We start from the raw sequence: 20,898 nt of genomic DNA, 5'->3' as shown, positions 1-20,898 counted from the left end.
TCGCATTTCCACGCGGCCAGCCTCGGTTACCGTCCCTCCCTCGTCGTTTCGCCGCCATTGAGGAGTCGTGATGCGTCTCGGGACGTTCGTGCCGCAGGGCTGGAAGCTCGACCTCGTTGGAGTTCCCGTCGAGGACCAGTGGGCGCGGATCCTCGACACGGCGCGCACCATCGAAGAGGTCGGGTACGACTCGTTGTGGGTCTATGACCACTTCCACACTCACCCCATGGTCGCCCAGGAGAGCGTCTTCGAGGCGTGGAGCCTCATGGCGGCGCTCGCCACCGTCACCGAGCGGGTTCGGATAGGTCAGATGTGCACCTGTGTCGCCTACCGGTCGCCCTCGCTGCTGGCCAAGCAAGCCCTGACGGTCGACGCCATCGCCGGAGGCCGCCTCGATGTCGGCATCGGCGCCGGATGGTCGGACAAGGAGTTCAAGGGCTACGGCTACGAGTTCCCGCGGGCGTCGGTCCGCCTCGACATGCTCGAGGAAGCCGCCCAGGTCCTCATCGAGATGTGGACCAAGGACGAAGCCCACTTCTCGGGTGAGCACTATCGGATCGAGGGCGCCATCACGCGACCCCGCTCCGTGCAGCATCCCCACCCGCCCCTGTGGATCGCGGGCGGCGGGCCGAAGCGGACGCTGCGGATCGTCGCTCGGTACGGTGACTTCTCGAACTTCTCGGGCGACGTCGCCGAGTTCATCGAGCTGTCGGGCATCCTCGCCGACCATTGCGAGGCCGTCGGTCGCGACTTCGAGGAGATCGGCAGGACGGCGCACCTCATGTCGGTCGTGGGTCGCGACGACGCTGAGGTGGCAGCTCGTCTCGAGGTGGCGGCGGAGCGCCGCGGAACCACGCCGGACGAGTTCAGGGAGGAGCATCTCGTCGGAACCGTCGGCGAGGTCACCGAGATCCTCGGTGCGTACCGCCAAGCGGGCTGCGTCGAGATGATGCTCTACTTCTACGACATGGGCCGGTACGACAGCCTCGAACTGGTGGCGTCGGACGTCCTTCCTCACCTGAGGTGAGTTGCGGACGCCACGGATGGTTCTGCGAGGTCCCAGCCGAGTACCTCGTCTGCCGGCTCCACCACGAGCGCAAGCAGGCATGACGGTCGGGTGAGAGCATGACGGGAAGCGAGTACGAGCGGAAGCGCCGGTTCGAGACGACTCCCGAGCCGCCCCCGCCCGCCGTGTCCGGAGACGTCGACCCGGCGACGGCGCCACCCGGGGAGCTCTTCGTCATCCAGCAGCACCACGCAACCCGGCTCCACCACGACTTCCGGCTGGAGATGCTCAACGGCTCGACTCCGGTGCTCGTCTCTTGGGCGATCCCGAAGGGGCTGCCGCGCACCAAGGGTCAACGTGCCCTGGCGATCCGCACCGAGGATCACCCGATCGAGTACGCGACGTTCTCGGGCAGCATCGCCGAGGGCAACTACGGCGCAGGGGAGGTCCGCATCTTCGACGAGGGCACCTACGAGATCGTCGATCGCGACGACACCAAGCTCACGGTGCGGCTCGAGGGGAATCGCCAGCGCGGCGTCTATCACCTCGTCAGGACGAAGAGCCGAGGAAGCAAGGGCGAGTGGCTGGCGATCCTCTCCGTCGACGAACGACCGCCGCCGGACGAGCCTCCGCCGCCCGAGCCGATGCTCGCCACCCTGGCGGCGCAGCCGTTCGACGATCCCGAATGGGCGTTCGAGCCGAAGTGGGACGGGATCAGGGCGATCGCGTCGTGTGACACCGCAACCCGTCTCATCACTCGCAACGGCCGGGACGTCACGAACGGCTACCCGGAGCTCCAGAGGATCCACGACCAGCTCGTCGCCTTGGACGCGATGCTCGACGGCGAGATCGTGGCGTTCGCCGATGGCATCCCGTCCTTCCAGCGCCTCCAGCAACGGATGCACGTGCGCGACGAGCGCCAGCTCGCCGGCCTTTCCAAGCGCATCCCCGTCGCATACATCGCCTTCGACCTGCTCTACCTCGACGGACGTGACCTGACGAGCCGCCCGTATCACGAGCGGCGCTCGCTGCTCGAGGAGACCCTGGTGACCTCCGACGTCCTCCAGCTCTCGCCGCGCATCGAGGCCAGCGGGGTCGCCCTCTTCGAGGCGTCGGCAAACCAGGGGCTCGAGGGCGTCGTCGCCAAGAAGCTGACCTCGCGCTACGAACCCGGCGCCAGGTCGCGGTCATGGCTCAAGGTCAAGGTCACGTTCGACGCCGACGTCGTGGTCGTCGGCTGGACGGAAGGGGAGGGGAACCGTGCGGGAACCCTCGGATCGCTGGTGGCAGCCGTCTACGACGGTGGGGCGCTGCGCTTCGTGGGCAACGTCGGGACCGGGTTCGACCGAGCTTCGCTCGCCGAGACCCACGCCGCGCTCGCCGGTCTGGGAGCGGCACCCCCGCCGTTCGACGAGTCGGTGTTGCGCGCCAGACCCGACCTGCGGCGAGCTCATTGGGTGCCGCCTGTACTGGTCGCCAAGGTCGAGTACCGCCAGGTGACCGCAGCCGGCATGCTGCGCGCCCCTTCGTTCCAAGGGCTCCGCGACGACAAGCGTCCTGACGAGTGCACCTTCGACCAGCTTTCGCCGGCGGGATAGCGACGAGGAGGTCGTCCTTTCCGTTCCTGCGTCCGTGCATCGCACAGATGCGATGAGTGGACGCAGGAACGGAGGATGCTGGCGTCGCCGTCCCGCCGAGATGAGATGATGTATTGACAGGGCACGCGATGCGGAACGGTGTGATCGCGGGAGGTTCGGTTGGCATGACCCAGGAGCCCCATGGCCGTGAAAGGGACGGTGGATCGCCACCGGTGCACCCGGCGGGCCACCATGGCCAACACACCGCCGAGGAGGTCCGCCACTCCGGCACCGGTGACTCCGGCAGTGGTCAGTCCGGCGTTGGTCACTCTGAGAACGATCATGCGGCCAACGGTCACTCGGGCCACGACAAGCACGCAGGGCACAGCCTCGCCATGTTCCGCGACAGGTTCTGGCTCTCGCTGGCGCTGACCGTTCCCGTCGTCGTGTACAGCGAGACGATCCAGGAGTGGTTCGACTACACGGCTCCCACGTTTCCGGGGTCGGACTGGCTGTCGCCGGTGCTCGGGACCGCGATATTCGTGTACGGAGGCTCACCGTTTCTCCGAGGCGCTGTCGCAGAGGTGCGCGACCGCCAGCCGGGCATGATGCTCCTGATCGGGATGGCGATCACGGTCGCCTTCGCAGCCTCGATGGCGACCACGCTCGGCTGGTTCGATCTCGAGTTCTGGTGGGAGCTGGCTGCGCTCATAACGATCATGCTGTTGGGCCACTGGATGGAGATGAGGGCGATCGGCCAGGCCAGCAGCGCTCTGGCGGCGCTCGCCGAGCTGCTGCCGGACGAGGCGGAGAGGATCACCCGCGACGGTACGGAGCAGGTGGCGATCGCGGCTCTCACCGTCGGTGACGTCGTGCTGGTCCGCCCGGGCTCGAGGGTGCCGGCGGACGGCGTGGTCACCGAGGGCGCCGCCGAGCTCGACGAGTCGATGGTCACCGGAGAGTCCAAGCCCGTCCCCAAGCAGCTCGGCGCCAAGGTGATCGCCGGCACGGTGGCGACCGACAACGCAATTCGGGTCGAGGTCGAAGCGGTGGGTGACGACACCGCCCTCGCCGGCATCCAGCGCCTCGTGGCCCAGGCCCAGGAATCGCGTTCGCGGGCCCAGGTGCTCGCAGACAGAGCGGCGGCCGTTCTGTTCTACGTCGCCGTCGGCGCGGCCGTCGTCACCGTTGCCGCTTGGCTCGTCGTAGACCAGCCGGAGGAGGCGGTGGTGAGGACCGTCGCAGTCCTCGTCATCGCCTGTCCCCACGCCCTCGGTCTCGCCATCCCCCTCGTCATCGCCATCTCGACCGGACTCGCCGCCCGCAACGGGATCCTGGTCAGGGACAGGCTGGCGCTGGAGCAGATGCGCAACATCGACATCGTGTTGTTCGACAAGACGGGGACGCTCACGAAGGGAAGCCACCGGGTCAGCGGGATCACGACCACGGAGATCGGAGACGATCGCCTCCTGGCGCTCGCCGCCGCAGTCGAATCCGACTCGGAGCATCCACTCGCACGAGCGATCGTCGCCGAAGCGACGTTGCGCGGCGACGTTCCCGCGGCGAGCGGATTCACGTCCATGTCCGGTCGGGGTGTGGAGGCCGCCGTGGGAGACACCGTCGTGGCGGTAGGCGGCCCCAACCTCTTGAGGGAGCGGAGTCTCGCAGTTCCGGCAGATCTCGAAGCGTCCGTCGACGCTTGGAGCGATCGGGGCGCCGCCATCCTCTTCGTGGTGGTGGACGGTCGAGTGGCGGGTGCCCTCGCCCTGGAGGACGAAATCCGTCCCGAGTCACGCCAGGCGGTCGATGAGCTCCACAGCCTCGGCGTGAGGATCGCCCTCATCACCGGCGACGCCCGCCAAGTGGCGGAGGCGGTCGCATCCGAGCTCGGCATCGACCAGGTGCTCGCCGAAGTGCTGCCGGAGGACAAGCATCACGAAGTCGAGAAGCTCCAAGGCCAGGGATTGCTGGTGGCGATGGTCGGCGACGGGGTCAACGACGCCCCCGCCCTCGCCAGAGCCGATGTGGGGATCGCCATAGGCGCCGGCACGGACGTCGCCATCGAATCGGCCGGGATAGTTCTCGCTTCGGACGACCCGCGTGGCGTGGTCGGGATCCGGCGGCTCTCTCAGGCGGGTTACCGAAAGATGCTGCAGAACCTCGCATGGGCGACGGGGTACAACGTGGTGGCTCTCCCCCTGGCAGCAGGCGTCCTGGCGTGGGCCGGGATCGTCCTGGCCCCGGCGGCGGCCGCGGTGTTGATGAGCGCATCGACCGTCATCGTGGCGATCAACGCCCAATTCCTGCGCAATCTCGACCTGCGGCCGAGCGGGGCCGAGGTCCCCGATTGAGCCTGACGGGTGGCGACCTCGGTGACGTTGGTTGGCGGCGCGCCCTCACGCGTTGGGCGATGCGAGGAGGGGGGCGTTGTCGCCGATCCGATGTCACCCGGCGTAGCCGAGCCAGTCGTCGATTCCCTCGGCCCGGCGGGCACGTATTCTCGTGTGGAGGACGAGAGATGGCGATCACACCACGTCGAGGAGGCGAGACGACTTGAACACTCCGGACCCTGAGATCCTCAGCCGTATCGGCCAGCTCGTCGACGAGGAGCGCACGCTGCGGCGCGGTCACCGGGAAACGCCGCTCGAGCCCTCGGCTCTGGAACGCCTCGAACAGATCGAGGTTCAGCTTGACCAGTGCTGGGATCTCCTCAACCAACGGAGGGCGCTCGCCGAGTACGGCCTCGACCCTGACGCGGCGACGCTGCGTGACGAGAGCACGGTCGAGGGTTACGAGCAGTAACCGACCTGGAGTCAGCCGGCAACGAAGCGGATCTCGCTCTGCTGGAGACGCCGGTACGTTCGGATGGCTCTCCTGATCGGCCACCAGTCGTACAGGTAGATCTCGAGGGGGCGCCACAGGGCCACCCATCCGGCGACTGCCAGGCCCTCGCGGAGGACCTCGAGCCAACCGGTCGCGTTGGCGAGCATGCGCGACGTGGTCACGAACCCCACCAGCGCCAGCAGTCCGAAGGCGAGGCTGATCCGGCCGCCTCGGAAGAGGTCTTTCAACTTGCGGACCTGCGACCCGACCTCGTCGGCGAAGGCGGCCCTGACCGCCTCTTCCGCCGTCGCCGCCCGCCCGTCGTCCACGTGCTCCTTGACGTGGACGACGAGCTCGATCTCGGCGTCCGTCGGCAGCTCATGGGCCCACGACATCACGAAGTCGGTGACGTACGGGTTCAGGCTGCGGCCGGGCACCGGCGTCGGGTCGCGCTCGTCCAACAGGTCGTCGAGCCGATCGATCCGCACCTCGATCGGCTGGCGCTCGGTCTTCGTCGTCATCGGCGTTACTCCGTGGTCTCCGGCGTGGATGCGCCCGAGTATGGCCGTCGAAGCCTCTGCCGCCCGGCATCGCCTTCCCGTCACCGGCTGTGCGCCCCCCGGAGATCGAGCCGTCCGGATGGCCACGGTTGATATCGCCTACCGATATCGACGGCCGTTATCATCCCGCCATGGTCCTCGATGAGCTGCGGCGCGGGGTGGTCAGGGTTCACATCCTCCATCACGCATCCGAAGGGGAGGTCGACGGCGCCTGGCTGGCGGCAGAGTTGTCCCGTCACGGCCACCGGATCAGCCCGGGAACGCTCTATCCGGCCCTCCATCGAATGGAGGAGGCGGGGCTGCTCGTTTCCGACAGGCGCAGCGTCGAGGGGAAGGTCCACCGCTTCTACACGGCGACGGCGTCGGGGAGGCGAGAGCTGGCGGCGGCCAGGAGGATCCTCACCGAGCTCGTCGGCGAGGTGCTTCCGTGACCGAGCGACCCGAGGAAGGTCGCTCGGGCCGCATCGGCGAGCTCGCCGCTCTCTTCGGCCGGCTCGGCACGACGGCCTTCGGAGGGCCGGCGGTTCACATCTCGATGATGCACGACGAGGTGGTCACCCGTCGGGCGTGGATGGACGACCAGCGCTACCTAGACCTCATCGGAGTGACCAACCTCATCCCAGGGCCGAACTCGACCGAGATGGCGATGCACGTCGGCCAGGAGCGGGCCGGATGGCGCGGGCTGGTAACGGCGGGCGGCGCCTTCATTCTCCCCGCCACGCTGATCGTGCTGGTTCTGGCGTGGGCGTATGTCGAGTACGGCGACACCCCGAGCGGAGAGGCGCTGCTCTACGGGATCAAGCCCGTCGTCGTCGTGATCGTCGCCCAGGCGCTCCTCAAGCTCGGGCGATCGGCGGTGAGGGGACCAATGACCGCCGCCGTGGCGCTGGCGGCGGCGGCCGCATACGTCCTCGGAGCGAGCGAGCTCGCCATCCTGGGCGTCGGCGCGATCGCCATCCTCGCCCTCCGGAGGATGGGTACCCCCCTCCTCGGGGTCCTTCCCCTCGGCGGTCTCGCCGTGCAAGCAGCCGCCGATTCGGCGTCCCTGGAGCGGATCTTCTTCGTCTTCCTGAAGGCCGGCGCCTTCCTGTACGGGTCCGGCTACGTGCTCCTGGCCTTCCTCCAGAATGATCTGGTCGATCGGTACTCGATACTCACTCAGCAGCAGCTCCTCGACGCCGTCGCCGTCGGGCAATTCACGCCCGGGCCACTCTCCACGACGGCCACGTTCATCGGGTACGTCCTCGCAGGGGTGCCGGGAGCCCTGGTCGCCAGCATCGGGATCTTCCTTCCGTCATTCGTGTTCGTCGGCGCCGTCACCCCGCTGGCGCGGCGGATCAGGGATCGAGAGTGGTCCGCCGCTCTGCTCGACGGCGTCAACGCCGCTGCGCTCGGGCTCATGGCGGGGGTGACGCTGCAGCTGTCGGGCGACGCGGTCGTCGACTTCGTGACGGGATCTCTGGCGGCCGTCGCCGCTCTCGTCCTGTGGCGCACCAGGGTGAACACCGCCTGGGTCGTCTTGGGAGGCGCCGCCGCCGGGCTTGTCGGAGGACTGCTCGACATGGCGCCGGTCTGAGCCCGTTCTTGCGTCCCGGCATCGCAGTGGTGCGACCAGGGTACGCCGGAACGGAGAGAGCCGGAGGCCGATAGACCCTGGTCGGCGGCGGAGGGCAGGCCCACAATGGTGCCATGCCGAGGTGGGCGCGCGGTCCGGTTTTCGGTGGGTTCTCGATCATCCTCATCGCGTCGTGTGCTGGGTCGCCCGCTCCGGCCACCTCGGCGACGCCTCCGCCTGCCACCTCGACATCGACGGCGCCGATCGACTCGACATCGACGGCCCCGACGACATCGACAGTCCCGACGACGACGGCGTCTCCCATCACGACCACGACTGTTCCGCAGACAACCGTTCCAGACAGCTCGACCACCGGCGCCCCGACCACGAGCCCGCCCGACTCGACGACTGCGCCGCCTGCTGCGGCCTCGCAACTCGTGTGGCAGGGCCCCGCCGACCGGCACGCCGTCGCCTTGACGTTCGATGCAGGCTCGGATCGCGGGTACGCCGAGCAGATCCTCGACCTGCTCCGTGCAGGCGAGATCCGGGCGACGTTCGGGATGACGGGGCGGTGGGCGGAGTCGAATCCCGACCTGCTCCGGAGGATGGTGGAGGAGGGCCACACGCTCATGAACCACACGTACGACCATCCCCACATGGAGACCCTCTCGACGCGGCAGCGACTCATGCAGCTGCGGCGCACGGAGTCGATCGTCGCGGCGGCGACCGGGGCGACGATGCTCCCGTACTTCAGGCCGCCGTACGGGGCATACAACCAGCGGGTCCTCGTGGATGTGGGCAGCGCCGGGTACGGGTACTCGGTGATGTGGACCGTCGACTCCCTCGGGTGGCAGGGCCTGCCGGCCGGCGAGGTCGTCGACCGATGCCTGGCCGGAGCGGAGCCGGGGGCGATATTCCTGCTCCACGTCGGGGCCGCCTCCACCGACTCGGAGGCCCTCCCCGGAATCGTGTCCGGACTGCAGGGCGCCGGATACGAGTTCGTCACGATCACGGAGCTGATCCCATGAGACCCGACAAGCGTCACTGGCTTGCGGCCGCTCTCGTCGTGGTGACCTCGTGCACGGGGCCCTCGGAGACGACGACTACGGCGGCAACGTCGACGAGCCTCCCCCCAGCGACCACCACGATGCCGGTCGACACCACGACGGTGCGACTGGACGAACACGCCGCCTACTTCTTCTTCGCCGGCTATCCGGTCGAGCCGGGGCCTTATCTCGTCCCCGTCGCACGGGCAGGATCGCGCGACGTCGCCACCGCCCTCGTCAGCCTCCTCGACGGTGTGACGGATACCGAATCCGGGATGGGACTCTCGACTCCGGTTCCCGAAGGGACGCGCCTTCTGGGCGTCGACATCGAGGGCGGGATCGCGGCTGTCGACCTATCGGCGGAGTTCGAGACGGGCGGCGGCTCATTGAGCGTCCTCGGCCGGGTGGCACAGGTCGTCTTCACTGCTACACAGTTCGACGGCGTCGACAGCGTGGTGTTCCTCATCGAAGGGACACCCGTCGACGTGCTCACGGGCGAGGGCCTCATCGTGGACATCCCACAGACCCGATCCGACTACGAGGACCTCCTGCCGGCGATCCTCGTCGACGTGCCGTACTGGGGGAGCGTCGTGGAGACGCCGGTCACGGTCGGTGGTCTCTCCGACGTCCCGACGGTCAGCTACACCATCGTCGACGCGGCGGGAGACATCGTCGCTTCAGGCACGGTCGCCGTGGAGGACGCCACGCGGCGAAGCTCCTTCGCCTTCGATGTGACGGGCGACGTTCTCCCAGGTCTCGGCTCGATCATCCTCTATGAGGCGGCTCCCGACGGAACCCAGCGGCACGTGATCGAGTATCCCATCTCGTTCGTGCCGTGATCAGGACTCCCGGTCCGAGAGGCGGCCGGTAACCGGCGCAGCACGTTCGCAGACCGTGCCTCAGCCGTCGAGGCCGCCTGCGCGTGTCACGCCAGGCCGGCGGGCACCCGGGACGGCGCCATGATGCCGTCTGCGAGCCCGTACTCGACGGCCTGCTCCGCAGTCAGCCATCGATCGCGGTCCGTATCCGACGCGATCGTCTCGATGCCCTGTCCCGTGTGGCGAGAGAGGATCGCGGTCATCTCCTCCTTCTGCCTGATGATCTCCCTGGCGTGGATCTCGATGTCGGACGCCTGCCCCTCGAGGCCTCCCGTGAGGTGCGGCTGATGGATGAGGATCCTCGAGTGGGGGAGCACGAACCGCTTGCCGGGCTCCCCCGCCGCCAGGAGAACGGCGGCAGCGGAGGCGGCGAGCCCGATGCACGTCGTCGACACCTCGGGCTTGACGTGCTGCATGGTGTCGTAGATCGCCATCATCGAAGACATCTCGCCGCCGGGAGAGTTGATGTAGATGGACACGTCCTTCTCGGCGTCCTCGCTCTCGAGGTGGATGAGCTGGGCAACGATCAGGTTGGCGATGTCGGCGTCGACCGGGCGGCCCAGGAACACGATTCGGTGACCGAGCAGCCTCGAGTAGATGTCATACGCTCGCTCACCTCTGCTCGTCTGCTCGACGACTGTCGGGACCAACATCACGGATCCTTTCTGCAACCGACTGATTGCACGTGACTCTACACGAGACGCAACTGCTAAGTTGCAGGTGTGGACTGCGATCATCACGAGGAGGGGGATGTGGCGGTGGAGCGGTCCGTCGAGCTCGCCGCCGATCGAGCGGTCGTTTGGGACCACGTCACGAACGGCGACATGCTCAGCCGTTGGATGGACGGCGACGTCTCGATCGACCCCCGCGTCGGTGGGTCGATCACCATGAGGCGCCCCGGCGACTCGGACGTCTGGGGCGTGGTCGAGCACGTCGATCCAGGACGAGAGCTCCAGTGGTGCTGGCGGACCGACGACGGGCTCCCGACCATGGTCGAGATCACCCTCGAGCCGGCAGAGGACGGCATGCGGCTGACGGTGCGTGAGACGTTGCTGCCATGGCGCTCGACCACCTTCGAGCCGCGGTGGCTGTCCGGTGAGGTGTCCCTGCGACGTCGCGGCCTGTCGCTCGCGGCGTGATGCACTCCCACGAGTTGTTTGCCGTTCTCGGGGATCCCACCCGCCTCGACGTGCTGAATCGGCTGGCCGGTACCGGGCCTGCGACGGCGACTGAGCTCGCAGCGTCGATGCCGGTGTCCCGCCAGGCAATCGCCAAGCACCTGGCGGCGCTCGGCTCGGCGGGGCTCGTCGCTCGGCGTCGCGTCGGACGCGAGGTCAAGTACGAGTTCGATCCCGGGCCGCTGGCAGACGTGATCGAGTGGGCGTCGGCGGTTGGAGATCGGTGGGACCAACGACTCGTGCGGCTGCAGGAGGAGCTCGGATCCTGACCACACACCTGCGACCTCTCGAAGGCAGGCTCCGCCTAGCGAGGCCTGAAGAGCCGCTCCACAGAGTCGAACACGTGGGCGGATCCACCGTCGCGAGCTCGTAGCTCGGCAGCCAGGGTGAGGAGCTCCCCTTCGGGCGAGCCGGAGTTGAGTGCGAACAGCTCGAACGTCGGAGCTGCCACCGTCCCGTCGTCGAGCGGCTGGGCGACGAGGTACCGAGCGAGCCTTCCAAGCACGTCCCCCATGACTCGATAGAGACGGCGCACCGCGTCGCTCTTGTCGTCGCACGGGCTGAACAGCTCTTCGAGGAGGAAGAACACGTACCGGTAGCCGGCGTTGAAGAGGTGGGACGCCGTCCTCGCCGGTTCCGGGTAGTCGGCCGTGCGGGGGTTGGCCCGGATCGGCAGGACCGCACCGAGCGGGCTGGTCCCATCGACGATCTGGAGCAACTTGTGATAGTGGGTGAGCTCCTGGTGGGACGGGTCGGCCCAGCGACTCGTGCTGAGGCCCTCGCCCTGGTGAACGATCACCTCGAGCGCCTGGCGGGCCGTCTCAGCGTCCTCCACGAGCACGAGGCCGCCACTGTCTTCTGCGTCGTAGGCGACCGGCGCGTAGAACGCCGGATCGGCGAGCTGCCTGGCCCGCTGCGGATCGGCGAAGAGGTCGTGAGATATCGCCACGTCCCTGATCCCCATCTCGAGGGAGTGATAGAACTGGCCGAGGGTCGCGAACCCTTCCCCGCGGGTCGGTTCGTGGAGCTCAGGCTGTTCGACCCGCATGAACACGTCCTCGATGAGGCGTCGCGAGCACGGCTCCAGGCTGAGCGGGAGCGGCGGATCGTGGTGGGGGAGCAGGCCGGGGTACGTCGGGAACATGTCGGGGTCCGTGAAACGAGGGCTCCCGCCGATCGCCAGCAGGACGTTCGTTGCGAGGGACGTGTGGAGCATCTCCTCGACGACGATGCTCTTGAGGAGCAGCGCAGCCTCCGAGGCCTGGTCCTCGAGTGAGTAGATCGCGAAGAGGTACGGCGGGATCGTCGACAACTCGACGCTGATCGCCAGCTCGATGTGGTCTCTCAGCTGCTGGGGCGTCTCGATCCGCATCGGTGGCTCCCGTCCGCCACGGGGAATCTACCTCGCCTCTACACGCCGCCTCGGGATAGCGCTGCGGGGTCGGGGGAGGTCGAAACGTTCGTCTCGACCTCCCCTCGCCCGCATGTGATCGCCGTCAGGCGATCGTGACCTCGACCGGAATGGACCGCGTGTCCTTCGGCAATTCCTCGGGCATGGTGATGCGCACCGTGAGTACGCCTTTGTCGTAGTTCGCAAACATCTTGTCTGCGCTCACTCCTTCCGGCATCGGAATGCGGCGGAGGAACTTTCCGTAGCTCCGTTCGTGGAGATACCTGTCGTCGTCCGAGATCTCCTTCTCGGCGGACTTCTCGCCCTTGATGGCGAGGATGTCACCTTCGAGCGTGACCTCGAGGTTCTCCGGCTCGATGCCGGGCACCTCGGCAGTGACGATCAGGTCGCCGTTGCTTCTCAAAACGTCGATCGACGGGCGGAACGCCATGTCGGCCTTGTGGAGGAAGCTTGGGAAGTCGAACAGCCTCCACTCCTTGTCGATGTCGAAGAATGGCGCCAATACCTTGAGCTCCATGTGATCACCTCCCCGCTCGAGCCGAATCCCAAGCGCGACAGGAGCCCGAAGCCTGTCGGGTCGCTGACATCAGCATCAGGGATCGGCGCCTGCCGAGACAGGGCCGAATGGCCGTTCTGTTGCCCGAGTTCTTCTTGCGGGCGCTCGGGAGGCGCCGACTCCTCGTCCGGCTCAGTAGCGCAGCACAGCGGCGATCGGACCAGGTCCAGGGATCGCTTCGGGCTCGACGGCGTGCACCCTGCCTCCGGTCGCCCATGTCGAGGTCCCGATCATGTCGAGGAGGTCGATGTCACCCGGCTCCCACTGCTCGTGGACTGCGACGGCGGGCTCCTCCGGGTCGACGTGACCCTCTGGGTCGACGTGACCCTCTGGGTCTACGCGACCCTCTGGGTCTACGCGACCCCAAGCGTGGATTCCGAGTGGGATGATCACGGACGACAGACGCCCGTTGCGTGCCGCCGAGACACCATCGAGGAGCGCCGAGATCGCCCTCTCGCCTGCCGAGGCGAAGGCTGCGGCGTCCTCGACAAACGGTCTCTGAAGCAGTGGTTCGACCGCCGCCACCGCCCTGGGATGGAGCGCGTCCGGCTTGGCGAGGTCGAGGTTGCCGGAAACCGCACCTTCCACGACTCGCTGATGCCCCGTCACTCTGCGGAACATGGCGATCATCTCGACCACGCCGCCGAGCACGAGCGGCGAGTCGGGGTCGAGCAGATGGCGAATCCCGCCGTCGACCGCCCGCAGGAAGAGCTCGAGCCTGGCTTCGTCGTTCTCGTCAGGCGTACCGTGACCGTGGAACGTCGCAACGACCCTGTCGCGTCCGACGCGCCCCGAGCCGTGCAGCTGGAGCTGCCGCTCCGGGTCGTCGTACCAGAGTGCCTGGGCAAGGCTCGCCGGCACGTCCTCCGGGAGGTCGACCTCGCCGATCTGGAACCGGTTCGCCCACAACAGCCGGATCTCGTTGCGGCTGAGTGCGAGTACGTAGAAGAGCTCCCCGTCCGAGAGAAGGGGCCACAGCGGTTTGACGTGGAAGCTGTCGGCCACGACGACCAGTTCGTCGAACGCCACGGGGAGCCGGTACGTCCGTGTGCCGTCCGACGCGACGAAGATCGCAAGCCCGTCCTCTTGGTGCTGCCAGAAGTCGTCGTTGCCCGCAAGGGCCGTCACCTCTCCCAGCAGCGCGTCGGCTGTGCGGCCCCGCATACCCGATCCCACGAGCGCCTCGCGGGCCCCGGCGATCAGGTGGCCCAGTCGCACCCGCCCCTGACGGGTCTCGCGACCGAACCGGTGGGTCGGCATGTACATCGACACGCACGGACCTTCCCGGGTCCTCGTGAGCGACTTCATCGTCGAGGATGTGATGATGTCCAACTGCTCCACCTCCATTTTGGTGCGTTCCCTACGGTGCCGTCCTTCAAACCTCGCCGGCTCTCATGGCCTTTGGTCCCAACCCGGCTGCATCCCTCGGTGCGGGCCCTTTAGGCTTCGGGGTTGCCCGGTCAGCCGAGGAGGAACCGACGTGGACGTGGATGTCGTGACCGAGACCATGATCCGGCAGCCGGTCGACGTCGTGGCGAGCTACGTGGGTGATCCGGCGAACGCCCCGGATTGGTACGCCAACATCGAATCCGTCGAGTGGGAGACGGAGCCGCCGATTCAGGTTGGGTCGCGACTCGCCTTCGTCGCCACCTTTCTCGGGCGCACCCTCGCATACACCTACGAGGTCGTCGAGCACGAGCCGGGCGTGCGCCTCGTGATGAGAACCGCGCAGGGTCCGTTCCCGATGGAAACCACGTACACGTGGGAGCAAGCCGGTGTCGACGGCACACGGATGACTCTGCGCAATCGCGGAACTCCTTCCGGATTCTCCAGGTTCGCCGCACCCGTCGTACGCGCTGCGATGCGACGGGCGAACGACAAGGACCTGGCGCGGCTCAGATCGTTGCTCGAAGATGGCGGCGCCCCGACTTGAGATGGCGGCGAGCGGCTCGCTGGAGGCCGTGGGCGTCACCCCCCCTCGTCGCGATGGGGCCCGAGCAGTGCGGCCAGCCGCTGGGCGGCATCCGAGTGCGCGATGGCGAGTACCTCGTCACCCGCTTCGAGGATGACGGCGCCCTCGACCGGTATGAGGTTCCCTCCCCTGATGAGGGCGAGGATCTGACATCGGGCGGGCCATGCGACATCGTCCACCGTGCGTCTCGCTGCAGGCGAGTCCATCGCCACCTTCTCCTCGACGAGGGAGTACTGACCTCGGCGCAGCTTCAGCAGAATCGTCATCTCGCCGAGCGACATCTCCTCTGCGACGAGATGCGCCAGCAGATCGGCCTGGTTGAGAGCTACGTCGACGCCCATGTCGGCGCCGAACAGCCACGCATTGCCGGGGTCGACGACCCTGGCGATCACTCGTGGAACACCGAACTCGAAGCGAGCAAGCGCCGCGACCACGAGGTTCGTCTCGTCGGCACCCGTCACGGCGGCGACGACATCACAGCCGCGTACTCCGGCCCGCTCGAGCACGGCGGCCTCCGTGCCCGACCCTTCGACCGCAGCACCCTCCCCGAACCTGGTACGGAGCTCCGCGACCCGTTCCTGCCGAGCCTCGACGACACGGACGTCGTGAAGCCCTTCGATGAGCAAGGAAGCCAGATGCGCGCCGACCTTGCCACCACCGACGACGATCACGGATGACATCACCTGCCTCGATTCATGAAACGGACAAGAGTTGCTGGAGGCGCACGACCGCATCGCTGGTGACCGCGATCGAGACGACGTCGCCCGCCTCGATCGGTGTGGTCCCGTCCTCGAGAAACGTGCGCCCGCCGCGAGTCACGGTCACCAGCCTCGCCTCGCCCGGGATCTCGAGCTCAGCCGATCGCCTACCCGACATCGTGGGTGGCACTCTCGCCTCGACCAGCTCCACCTGGCCACCGCCGAGGACGGCGACCGGAGAGATGTCGCGGACGCTGATCAGGTGACCGAGCCTCGAGATCCCCCACTGGACAGGTGAGATCGTCAGGACGCCGAGCCTCTGGTAGAGATCGGCCTGGCGTGGGTCGTACATCCTGGCGACGACGCGAGGGACGTGAAGGCGCTGCGAGGCGATGCGGGCCACGACGGCGTTGACCTCGTCGCGGCCGGTCACCGCAGCGACGGCATCGGCCTGCCCGATGCCTGCTGCTTCGAGGACGTCACGATCCAATGCCTCGCCGACGATGCGCCTGGCTCGTGTGCCGGGGCCGAGCCGATCGAAGGCCCTCGTATCGCGATCGACGACTGTCACGACGTGACCGTCCGTCTCCAATCGGTAGGCGAGGCCTGACCCGACCCGGCCACAGCCGAGCACGATCACATGCATCACTTCCTCCTTCGGCGGGCGCCGACGACCTTGCGGACCTCGTCTGCGATGGGCAACAGGGGGATTCCGGCGAGTAGCCACAACCACCCGATCGGCGGGAACGGGGCGGTGCCGATGGCATCTCGAAGGCCCGGCAAGTAGACGACGAGGGCGATCACGACCAACTCGGAAGCGATGCCCCACCAGATCAGCCGGTTGCCCCCGAATCCCATGCGCCGCAGGGGCACCTGGTGCGACCGTTGCGCGAACAGGTTGCCGATCTGGGTCGAAACGACTGCCCCGAGCGCCATGGCCGTCGCAGAGTTGTACACCGGTCCCGAGGATGGCAGGTCCCCGAATCCTCTCAGCCCGGCCAGCCAGAACGCGCCGAAGAAGGCGGCCATCACGAAAGCCGCCTGCAGCGGACCCAACCACAGGTAGGCACGCGTCAGGAGCTTGCGGTCGATGAGATGGCTGTCGAGCGCCCTTGGCGGACGGTCCATGACACCGGGTTCCGGTCGCTCCGCTCCGAGAGCCAGGGCAGGCGCCAGGTCTGTGCCCAGGTCGATCGCCAGGATGTGCATGACATCGAGAGCGATCGGGACTCGCCCTCCCGAGAAGGCGAACACCACGAATGGCACGGCCTCCGGCGTGTTCGACGTGAGGATGTATGTCGTGAACTTCTTGATGTTGTCGTAGACGGCCCGGCCCTCCTCGATGGCCGCGACGATCGAGGCGAAGTTGTCGTCGAGCAGGATGATGTCGGCGGCTTCCTTGGCGACATCCGTGCCGGTGACACCCATCGCCACCCCGATGTCCGCCTTCTTGAGGGCGGGGGCGTCGTTGACGCCATCGCCGGTCACGGCGACCACCCCGGAGAGAGACTGGAGCGCGGCGACGATGCGGAGCTTGTGAGTCGGCGCAGCCCTAGCGAAGATCACCTCGTCCTCGAGGATCGCCGCCAGCTCTTGATCTGTCATCCGGTCGAGCTCTTCGCCGTTCACGACGCGGGTCGGGGTAGCGCCGGTCATCCCCACCCGGCGGCCGATCGCCTCGGCAGTCACTCCGTAGTCGCCCGTGATCATGATGATCCGAATTCCGGCGGATCGGCACTTCGAGATGGCGTCCGCCACCTCGGGCCGGGGTGGATCGTGCATCGCCAGGAGGCCGAGGAACTCGAGGTCGACCTCGACGTCCTCGCCCGGCATGGGCATCGCTGCCAAGACGCGTCTAGCAACCCCGAGCACCCGCAGGCCGTCGCCTGCGGCCGCGTCGAGCCGGAGATTCACCACTCCTCGATCGGCGTCGCCGAGCGGCTGGCTTCCATCGGGCCCCTGCCACGTCGTGCAACGCTCCAGCAGCTCCGCCGGGGCTCCCTTCGTCGACACGGCCAGTTCCTCGCCAATGCGATTGATCGTGCTCATTCGCTTGCGGCCCGAGTCGAACGGAACCTCGAGCACGCGCGGGCAACCAGCCGAGAGGGCGACGAGATCGACGCCTCCCTTGACGGCCGCAACGAGTACGGCGCCCTCAGTCGCGTCGCCGACCACCCTCCATCGCGGCACGGCTCCGTCGCCGTCTTCCGTGAGCCGTGCATTCGACGCCAGGGCCGCTGTGGACAGAAGCAGCCCGAGCCGGTCGTCGGCTGGAGGGGTCACCGCTCCGAGCGGCGCGTAGCCAACGCCACCGAACTCGTATGTCCTCGCCCCGACCATCGCCAGGCGCACGGTCATCTCGTTCTGCGTGAGCGTGCCCGTCTTGTCCGTGCAGATGACGGTGGTGCAGCCGAGGGTCTCAACGGACGAGAGCCGCTTCACGAGCGCATTCCTGGCGGCCATGCGTTGCGTTCCCATGGCAAGGGACAGCGTGACGGTGGGGAGGAGGCCCTCGGGTACGAACGCCACGATCATCCCGAGGGCGAACACGAACCCCCTCGTCGCCGAGAGCCCGCCGAGCGCCAGAGCCAGGACGTAGAAGGCGGCACCGACGGTGACGGCGATCACGCTGACCGTGACACTCACATGCCTCAGCTCGCGCTGGAGAGGGCTTGGCATGCTCGTCATCGACTGGGTCAGGGTGGCGATCCTCCCGAACTCGGTTGCCGGACCTGTGGCCGTGACCACGAGCCTGCCTCGGCCGGCGGCCACCGTCGTGCCCGTGTGCACGACGTTCGGTATCTCGAGGCGGGTCATCGCCGTGGCGTCGACGGGCTCGGACGCCTTGCGGATGGGACGCGACTCACCCGTGAGCATCGATTGATCGACCCTCAGGGAGACATGCTCCACCAGGCGGCCGTCCGCCGGGATCCTGTCGCCTTCTTCGATGAGCACCACGTCACCGGGGACGAGCGTCGCCGCGTCGACCTTCTCAGGGGAGCCGTCCCGCATGACCGTTGCTGTGATCGGCAGGAGGCGCATGAGCGCCTCGGTTGCACGCTCGGCTTTGTGCTCCTGCCAGAAGCTGAAGACTCCGTTCACGACGTTCACGACCCAGATGGCGACGCCGAGCTCCGGTAACCCGGCTGCGAAGGCCACGGCGCCTCCGACCCACAACAAGATCGCCATGACGTGGACGAAGTTCGCTGCCAGCCGGGGAAGCAGCCGTGACGACACCGCGACGCTGATCGTGTTGGGCCCCGACTCGGCCAGCCTCACACCTGCGTCCACCGATGAAAGGCCTGCGGCGGAAGTTCCGAAAGCGGCGTATACCTCGGTCGAGGTGAGGCCGGCGACTTCACCGGGTGAGATCGTCAGGGCAGCGTGGGCGAGTTCGACCGACATCCCGTCTCGGGTCTACCCGCACCGTGCCGGGGTCTCACGTCGACGCCCGGCAGACCGGAAGCGATTGTGGCGGCTCTCGATCATCCCAGCATCACCGGGTATTCGCGGATGTTCGTCATGCTGCCGTCCTCGGTCGAGCACTGGCGCGATGTGCCTCATGTCCGGATCGTCCGCGCCGCCGGGCGCCGCCTGAAGGGCAGAAGGTCACTTCTCCTGACTCTGCCCGATGGGGAGACTCGGCCCGGTCTACGGAACACCCCTCGCCGGCGCCCTCAGGCGCTTGCCGCAGGGGCGCCGCCCATCACTCGGGCCTTCTCGATGATCGGCCGCAGGACGTCGGAGAAGTTCGGGCTGCCGACCTCGACGGACTCGTATGCCGCGTGCCTCAACGGATGCCCTGCGTCGATGATGCGGCCGAGCTCGATCGGCGTTCCCGTGACGACGACGTCGCATGGCACCCGCTGGATGGTCGCCTCGAGCTCGGCGAGCTGCTGGTCGCCGTATCCCATTGCGGGTAGGACGGGGCCGAGGTTCGGGTATGTCTCGAAAGTCTCGGCAAGAGAGCCGACCGCGTAGGGCCGCGGATCGACGATGGCGGCTACCCCGGCTGCCCGAGCCGCGACGGTTCCTGCGCCGAAGGGCATCCCTCCATGGGTGAGCGTCGGGCCGTCCTCGACGATCAGAACGGATCTGCCCGCGATGACGGGTCCGGGCTCGAGATGGACCGGGGACGCTGTCCTGATGACGTCGGCTTGCGGGTTGAAGGCGGCGACGTTCCTGATCGTGGTCTCGACGTCGGCCGGATCGGCGGTGTCGATCTTGTTGATGACGACGACGTCGGCCAATCGCAGGTTGACCTCTCCCGGGTGGTACTCGGTCTCGTGACCGGGGCGCAGCGGGTCGAGCACGGTGATGAACATGTCGGGCCGGTAGAACGGGAAGTCGTTGTTGCCTCCGTCCCAGATCACCACGTCCGACTCGGCCTCGGCGGCATGGAGTATCTCGCGGTAGTCGACGCCCGCCCACATGAGGAGGCCGGCGCTAACCGGCGCCTCGTACTCCTCCCTCTCCTCGATCGTCGGATGCGATGCGTCGATGTCGTCGATGGTCTCGAAACGCTGCAAGCGCATACGCTCGAGATTCCCGTAGGGCATCGGGTGGCGAATGAGAGACACCCGCAGCCCGGCGTCCGTGAGGATTCGGCCGATGAGCCGACTGGTCTGGCTCTTGCCGCAGCCGGTCCGGACGGCACACACCGCGACGAGGGGCTTCGTGGCAGGGAGCATGGTGTGCGTCGGACCCAGGAGTACGAAGTCGGCACCATGAGCCATGACCATCGACGCCTTGTGCATGACGTCGAGGTGTGACAGGTCGGAGTAGGCGAAGATCACCTCGTCGACCCGTTCGCGTTCGATGAGATCGGGCAGCTCGACCTCATCGACGATCGCGATGCCCTCGGGATACAGTGGTCCGGAGAGCGCCGATGGATAGGTGCGCCCGCCGATCCCCGGGATCTGGGCAGCCGTGAAAGCGACGACGCGCACGTCCGGGTCGTCGCGGAACACGACGTTGAAGTCGTGGAAGTCGCGGCCCCCGGCTCCCATGATGACGATCCTCTTCATGGATGGTTGCACCTCCCCGTGTTCGTGACGTGATGGTCACGGACGCCACGCAAGCCCGACAAGAGGAGAAGGTCCCGGCCGGGGGTCTGCTGACTGTTGGGCCCCCTCGACTCGGTCCCTGGCGGGACGCTTTCTTACGTTGTCTCCCGCTTTGCGGGGGAGCGGATTCACCCTGCTTGACCTTTCCCTGCTCGGTGTGGCACTGATCAGGTCGAGCAGGGTGAACAAAGCGCCGCAGGCCGAGCCGAGGGGGTGGCGGCTGCCGGGTTGTGGTGACGGTTGGCCCCCTCGACTCGGTCCCTGGCGGGACGCTCGTCGATCCCCCGGCTCTCGCCGGGGAATTGCGTAGGTGGGGGGGCCCACGGCGGGGGATGCGTATGGCGGGTGGGCTCTCGGCGGGGGATTTGCGTAGGTGGGCGGGCTCACGCTGGGAGATTGCGTCGCAGGCCGAGCGGAGGGGGTGGCTAATGGAGGCCTAGCCTGCTCGGCGGGAGGGGTGCTTGTCGGAGAACTACGACGTGGCGGTTGTCGGGGCGGGGATCATCGGGCTGGCGACTGCGACGGCGATCACGGCGCAGAGCCCGGGCGCTTCCGTCGTCGTGCTCGACAAG

21 protein-coding genes are annotated in these 20,898 nt (G+C 67.6%); 12 read left to right on the top strand and 9 right to left on the bottom strand.

Annotated features, from left to right (window positions below; translation table 11 throughout):
- Window positions 1-70 precede the first annotated feature (70 nt).
- From VGC47_13605 to VGC47_13590, 4 genes are all read left to right on the top strand, one after another.
- Window positions 71-1,027, top strand: a complete 957-nt coding sequence (locus VGC47_13605) for a TIGR03560 family F420-dependent LLM class oxidoreductase (GenBank protein ID HEX9856344.1) — start codon at window positions 71-73, stop codon at window positions 1,025-1,027.
- A 98-nt stretch (window positions 1,028-1,125) separates the two neighbouring features.
- Window positions 1,126-2,604, top strand: coding sequence for a non-homologous end-joining DNA ligase (gene ligD, locus VGC47_13600; GenBank protein ID HEX9856343.1), 1,479 nt, complete (start codon window positions 1,126-1,128; stop codon window positions 2,602-2,604).
- A 164-nt stretch (window positions 2,605-2,768) separates the two neighbouring features.
- On the top strand, window positions 2,769-4,934 hold the full coding sequence (locus tag VGC47_13595; protein ID HEX9856342.1) for a copper-translocating P-type ATPase: 2,166 nt from the start codon (window positions 2,769-2,771) through the stop codon (window positions 4,932-4,934).
- Between the two features lie 202 nt (window positions 4,935-5,136).
- The gene (locus VGC47_13590; protein ID HEX9856341.1) at window positions 5,137-5,385 is read left to right on the top strand and encodes a DUF2630 family protein; all 249 of its coding nucleotides are present in this window, start codon (window positions 5,137-5,139) and stop codon (window positions 5,383-5,385) included.
- 11 nt (window positions 5,386-5,396) lie between these two features.
- Here VGC47_13590 and VGC47_13585 read toward each other — a convergent pair whose 3' ends face one another.
- On the bottom strand, window positions 5,397-5,927 hold the full coding sequence (locus VGC47_13585; protein ID HEX9856340.1) for a hypothetical protein: 531 nt from the start codon (window positions 5,925-5,927) through the stop codon (window positions 5,397-5,399).
- Window positions 5,928-6,097: 170 nt separating this feature from the next.
- Here VGC47_13585 and VGC47_13580 point away from each other — a divergent pair, with 170 nt between their 5' ends.
- From VGC47_13580 to VGC47_13565, 4 genes are all read left to right on the top strand, one after another.
- Entirely contained in the window at window positions 6,098-6,397 is a 300-nt protein-coding gene (locus tag VGC47_13580) for a PadR family transcriptional regulator (protein ID HEX9856339.1), read from the top strand.
- The gene (chrA, locus tag VGC47_13575) at window positions 6,394-7,542 is read left to right on the top strand and encodes a chromate efflux transporter (GenBank protein ID HEX9856338.1); all 1,149 of its coding nucleotides are present in this window, start codon (window positions 6,394-6,396) and stop codon (window positions 7,540-7,542) included. The genes VGC47_13580 and chrA overlap by 4 nt, the downstream gene beginning before the upstream one ends.
- 113 nt (window positions 7,543-7,655) lie before the next feature.
- Window positions 7,656-8,549, top strand: a complete 894-nt coding sequence (locus VGC47_13570; protein ID HEX9856337.1) for a polysaccharide deacetylase family protein — start codon at window positions 7,656-7,658, stop codon at window positions 8,547-8,549.
- Window positions 8,546-9,406 (top strand): GerMN domain-containing protein, encoded by an 861-nt coding sequence (locus VGC47_13565; protein HEX9856336.1) that lies wholly within the window; start codon window positions 8,546-8,548, stop codon window positions 9,404-9,406. Before VGC47_13570 ends, VGC47_13565 begins: the two co-directional genes overlap by 4 nt.
- A gap of 86 nt (window positions 9,407-9,492) precedes the next feature.
- Here the strand turns inward: VGC47_13565 and VGC47_13560 are convergent, their stop codons facing one another.
- The gene (locus VGC47_13560; protein HEX9856335.1) at window positions 9,493-10,098 is read right to left on the bottom strand and encodes an ATP-dependent Clp protease proteolytic subunit; all 606 of its coding nucleotides are present in this window, start codon (window positions 10,096-10,098) and stop codon (window positions 9,493-9,495) included.
- Window positions 10,099-10,167: 69 nt separating this feature from the next.
- Here VGC47_13560 and VGC47_13555 point away from each other — a divergent pair, with 69 nt between their 5' ends.
- Window positions 10,168-10,584 (top strand): SRPBCC domain-containing protein, encoded by a 417-nt coding sequence (locus VGC47_13555; protein ID HEX9856334.1) that lies wholly within the window; start codon window positions 10,168-10,170, stop codon window positions 10,582-10,584.
- 14 nt (window positions 10,585-10,598) lie between these two features.
- Entirely contained in the window at window positions 10,599-10,892 is a 294-nt protein-coding gene (locus VGC47_13550) for a metalloregulator ArsR/SmtB family transcription factor (GenBank protein ID HEX9856333.1), read from the top strand.
- 35 nt (window positions 10,893-10,927) lie between these two features.
- On the opposite strand, the gene VGC47_13545 is transcribed toward VGC47_13550, so the two are convergent.
- From VGC47_13545 to VGC47_13535, 3 genes are all read right to left on the bottom strand, one after another.
- Complete coding sequence (locus tag VGC47_13545; GenBank protein ID HEX9856332.1) at window positions 10,928-11,995, bottom strand: ferritin-like protein; 1,068 nt, start codon at window positions 11,993-11,995, stop codon at window positions 10,928-10,930.
- 124 nt (window positions 11,996-12,119) lie between these two features.
- Window positions 12,120-12,551 carry an Hsp20/alpha crystallin family protein gene (locus tag VGC47_13540; GenBank protein HEX9856331.1) on the bottom strand — a complete coding sequence of 144 codons (432 nt, stop codon included), beginning with the start codon at window positions 12,549-12,551 and terminating at the stop codon, window positions 12,120-12,122.
- Between the two features lie 171 nt (window positions 12,552-12,722).
- Window positions 12,723-13,922: a hypothetical protein gene (locus VGC47_13535; GenBank protein HEX9856330.1), complete on the bottom strand. Its 1,200-nt coding sequence runs from the start codon at window positions 13,920-13,922 to the stop codon at window positions 12,723-12,725.
- Window positions 13,923-14,070: 148 nt separating this feature from the next.
- Between VGC47_13535 and VGC47_13530 the strand changes: the two genes are divergently transcribed.
- Complete coding sequence (locus VGC47_13530) at window positions 14,071-14,523, top strand: SRPBCC family protein (GenBank protein HEX9856329.1); 453 nt, start codon at window positions 14,071-14,073, stop codon at window positions 14,521-14,523.
- A 35-nt stretch (window positions 14,524-14,558) separates the two neighbouring features.
- Here the strand turns inward: VGC47_13530 and VGC47_13525 are convergent, their stop codons facing one another.
- The 4 genes from VGC47_13525 to VGC47_13510 form a co-directional block, all read right to left on the bottom strand.
- Window positions 14,559-15,242: a TrkA family potassium uptake protein gene (locus VGC47_13525; protein HEX9856328.1), complete on the bottom strand. Its 684-nt coding sequence runs from the start codon at window positions 15,240-15,242 to the stop codon at window positions 14,559-14,561.
- Window positions 15,243-15,255: 13 nt separating this feature from the next.
- Window positions 15,256-15,906 carry a TrkA family potassium uptake protein gene (locus VGC47_13520; protein ID HEX9856327.1) on the bottom strand — a complete coding sequence of 217 codons (651 nt, stop codon included), beginning with the start codon at window positions 15,904-15,906 and terminating at the stop codon, window positions 15,256-15,258.
- Window positions 15,906-18,665: a cation-transporting P-type ATPase gene (locus VGC47_13515; protein ID HEX9856326.1), complete on the bottom strand. Its 2,760-nt coding sequence runs from the start codon at window positions 18,663-18,665 to the stop codon at window positions 15,906-15,908. Before VGC47_13515 ends, VGC47_13520 begins: the two co-directional genes overlap by 1 nt.
- 272 nt (window positions 18,666-18,937) lie before the next feature.
- A complete protein-coding gene (locus VGC47_13510; GenBank protein HEX9856325.1) occupies window positions 18,938-20,287 on the bottom strand; it encodes a GTP-binding protein in 1,350 nt (449 codons plus the stop codon).
- Window positions 20,288-20,805: 518 nt separating this feature from the next.
- Here VGC47_13510 and VGC47_13505 point away from each other — a divergent pair.
- Window positions 20,806-20,898 (top strand): NAD(P)-binding protein (locus VGC47_13505; protein ID HEX9856324.1); only part of this gene is annotated, 93 nt, incomplete at its 3' end.

The organism is Acidimicrobiia bacterium (genome assembly GCA_036396535.1).
Lineage (GTDB): Bacteria > Actinomycetota > Acidimicrobiia > Spongiisociales > UBA5794 > DASWKR01.
The sequence above is the reverse complement of the archived record's forward strand: the minus strand, read 5'-3'. Positions and strand labels throughout refer to the sequence as shown.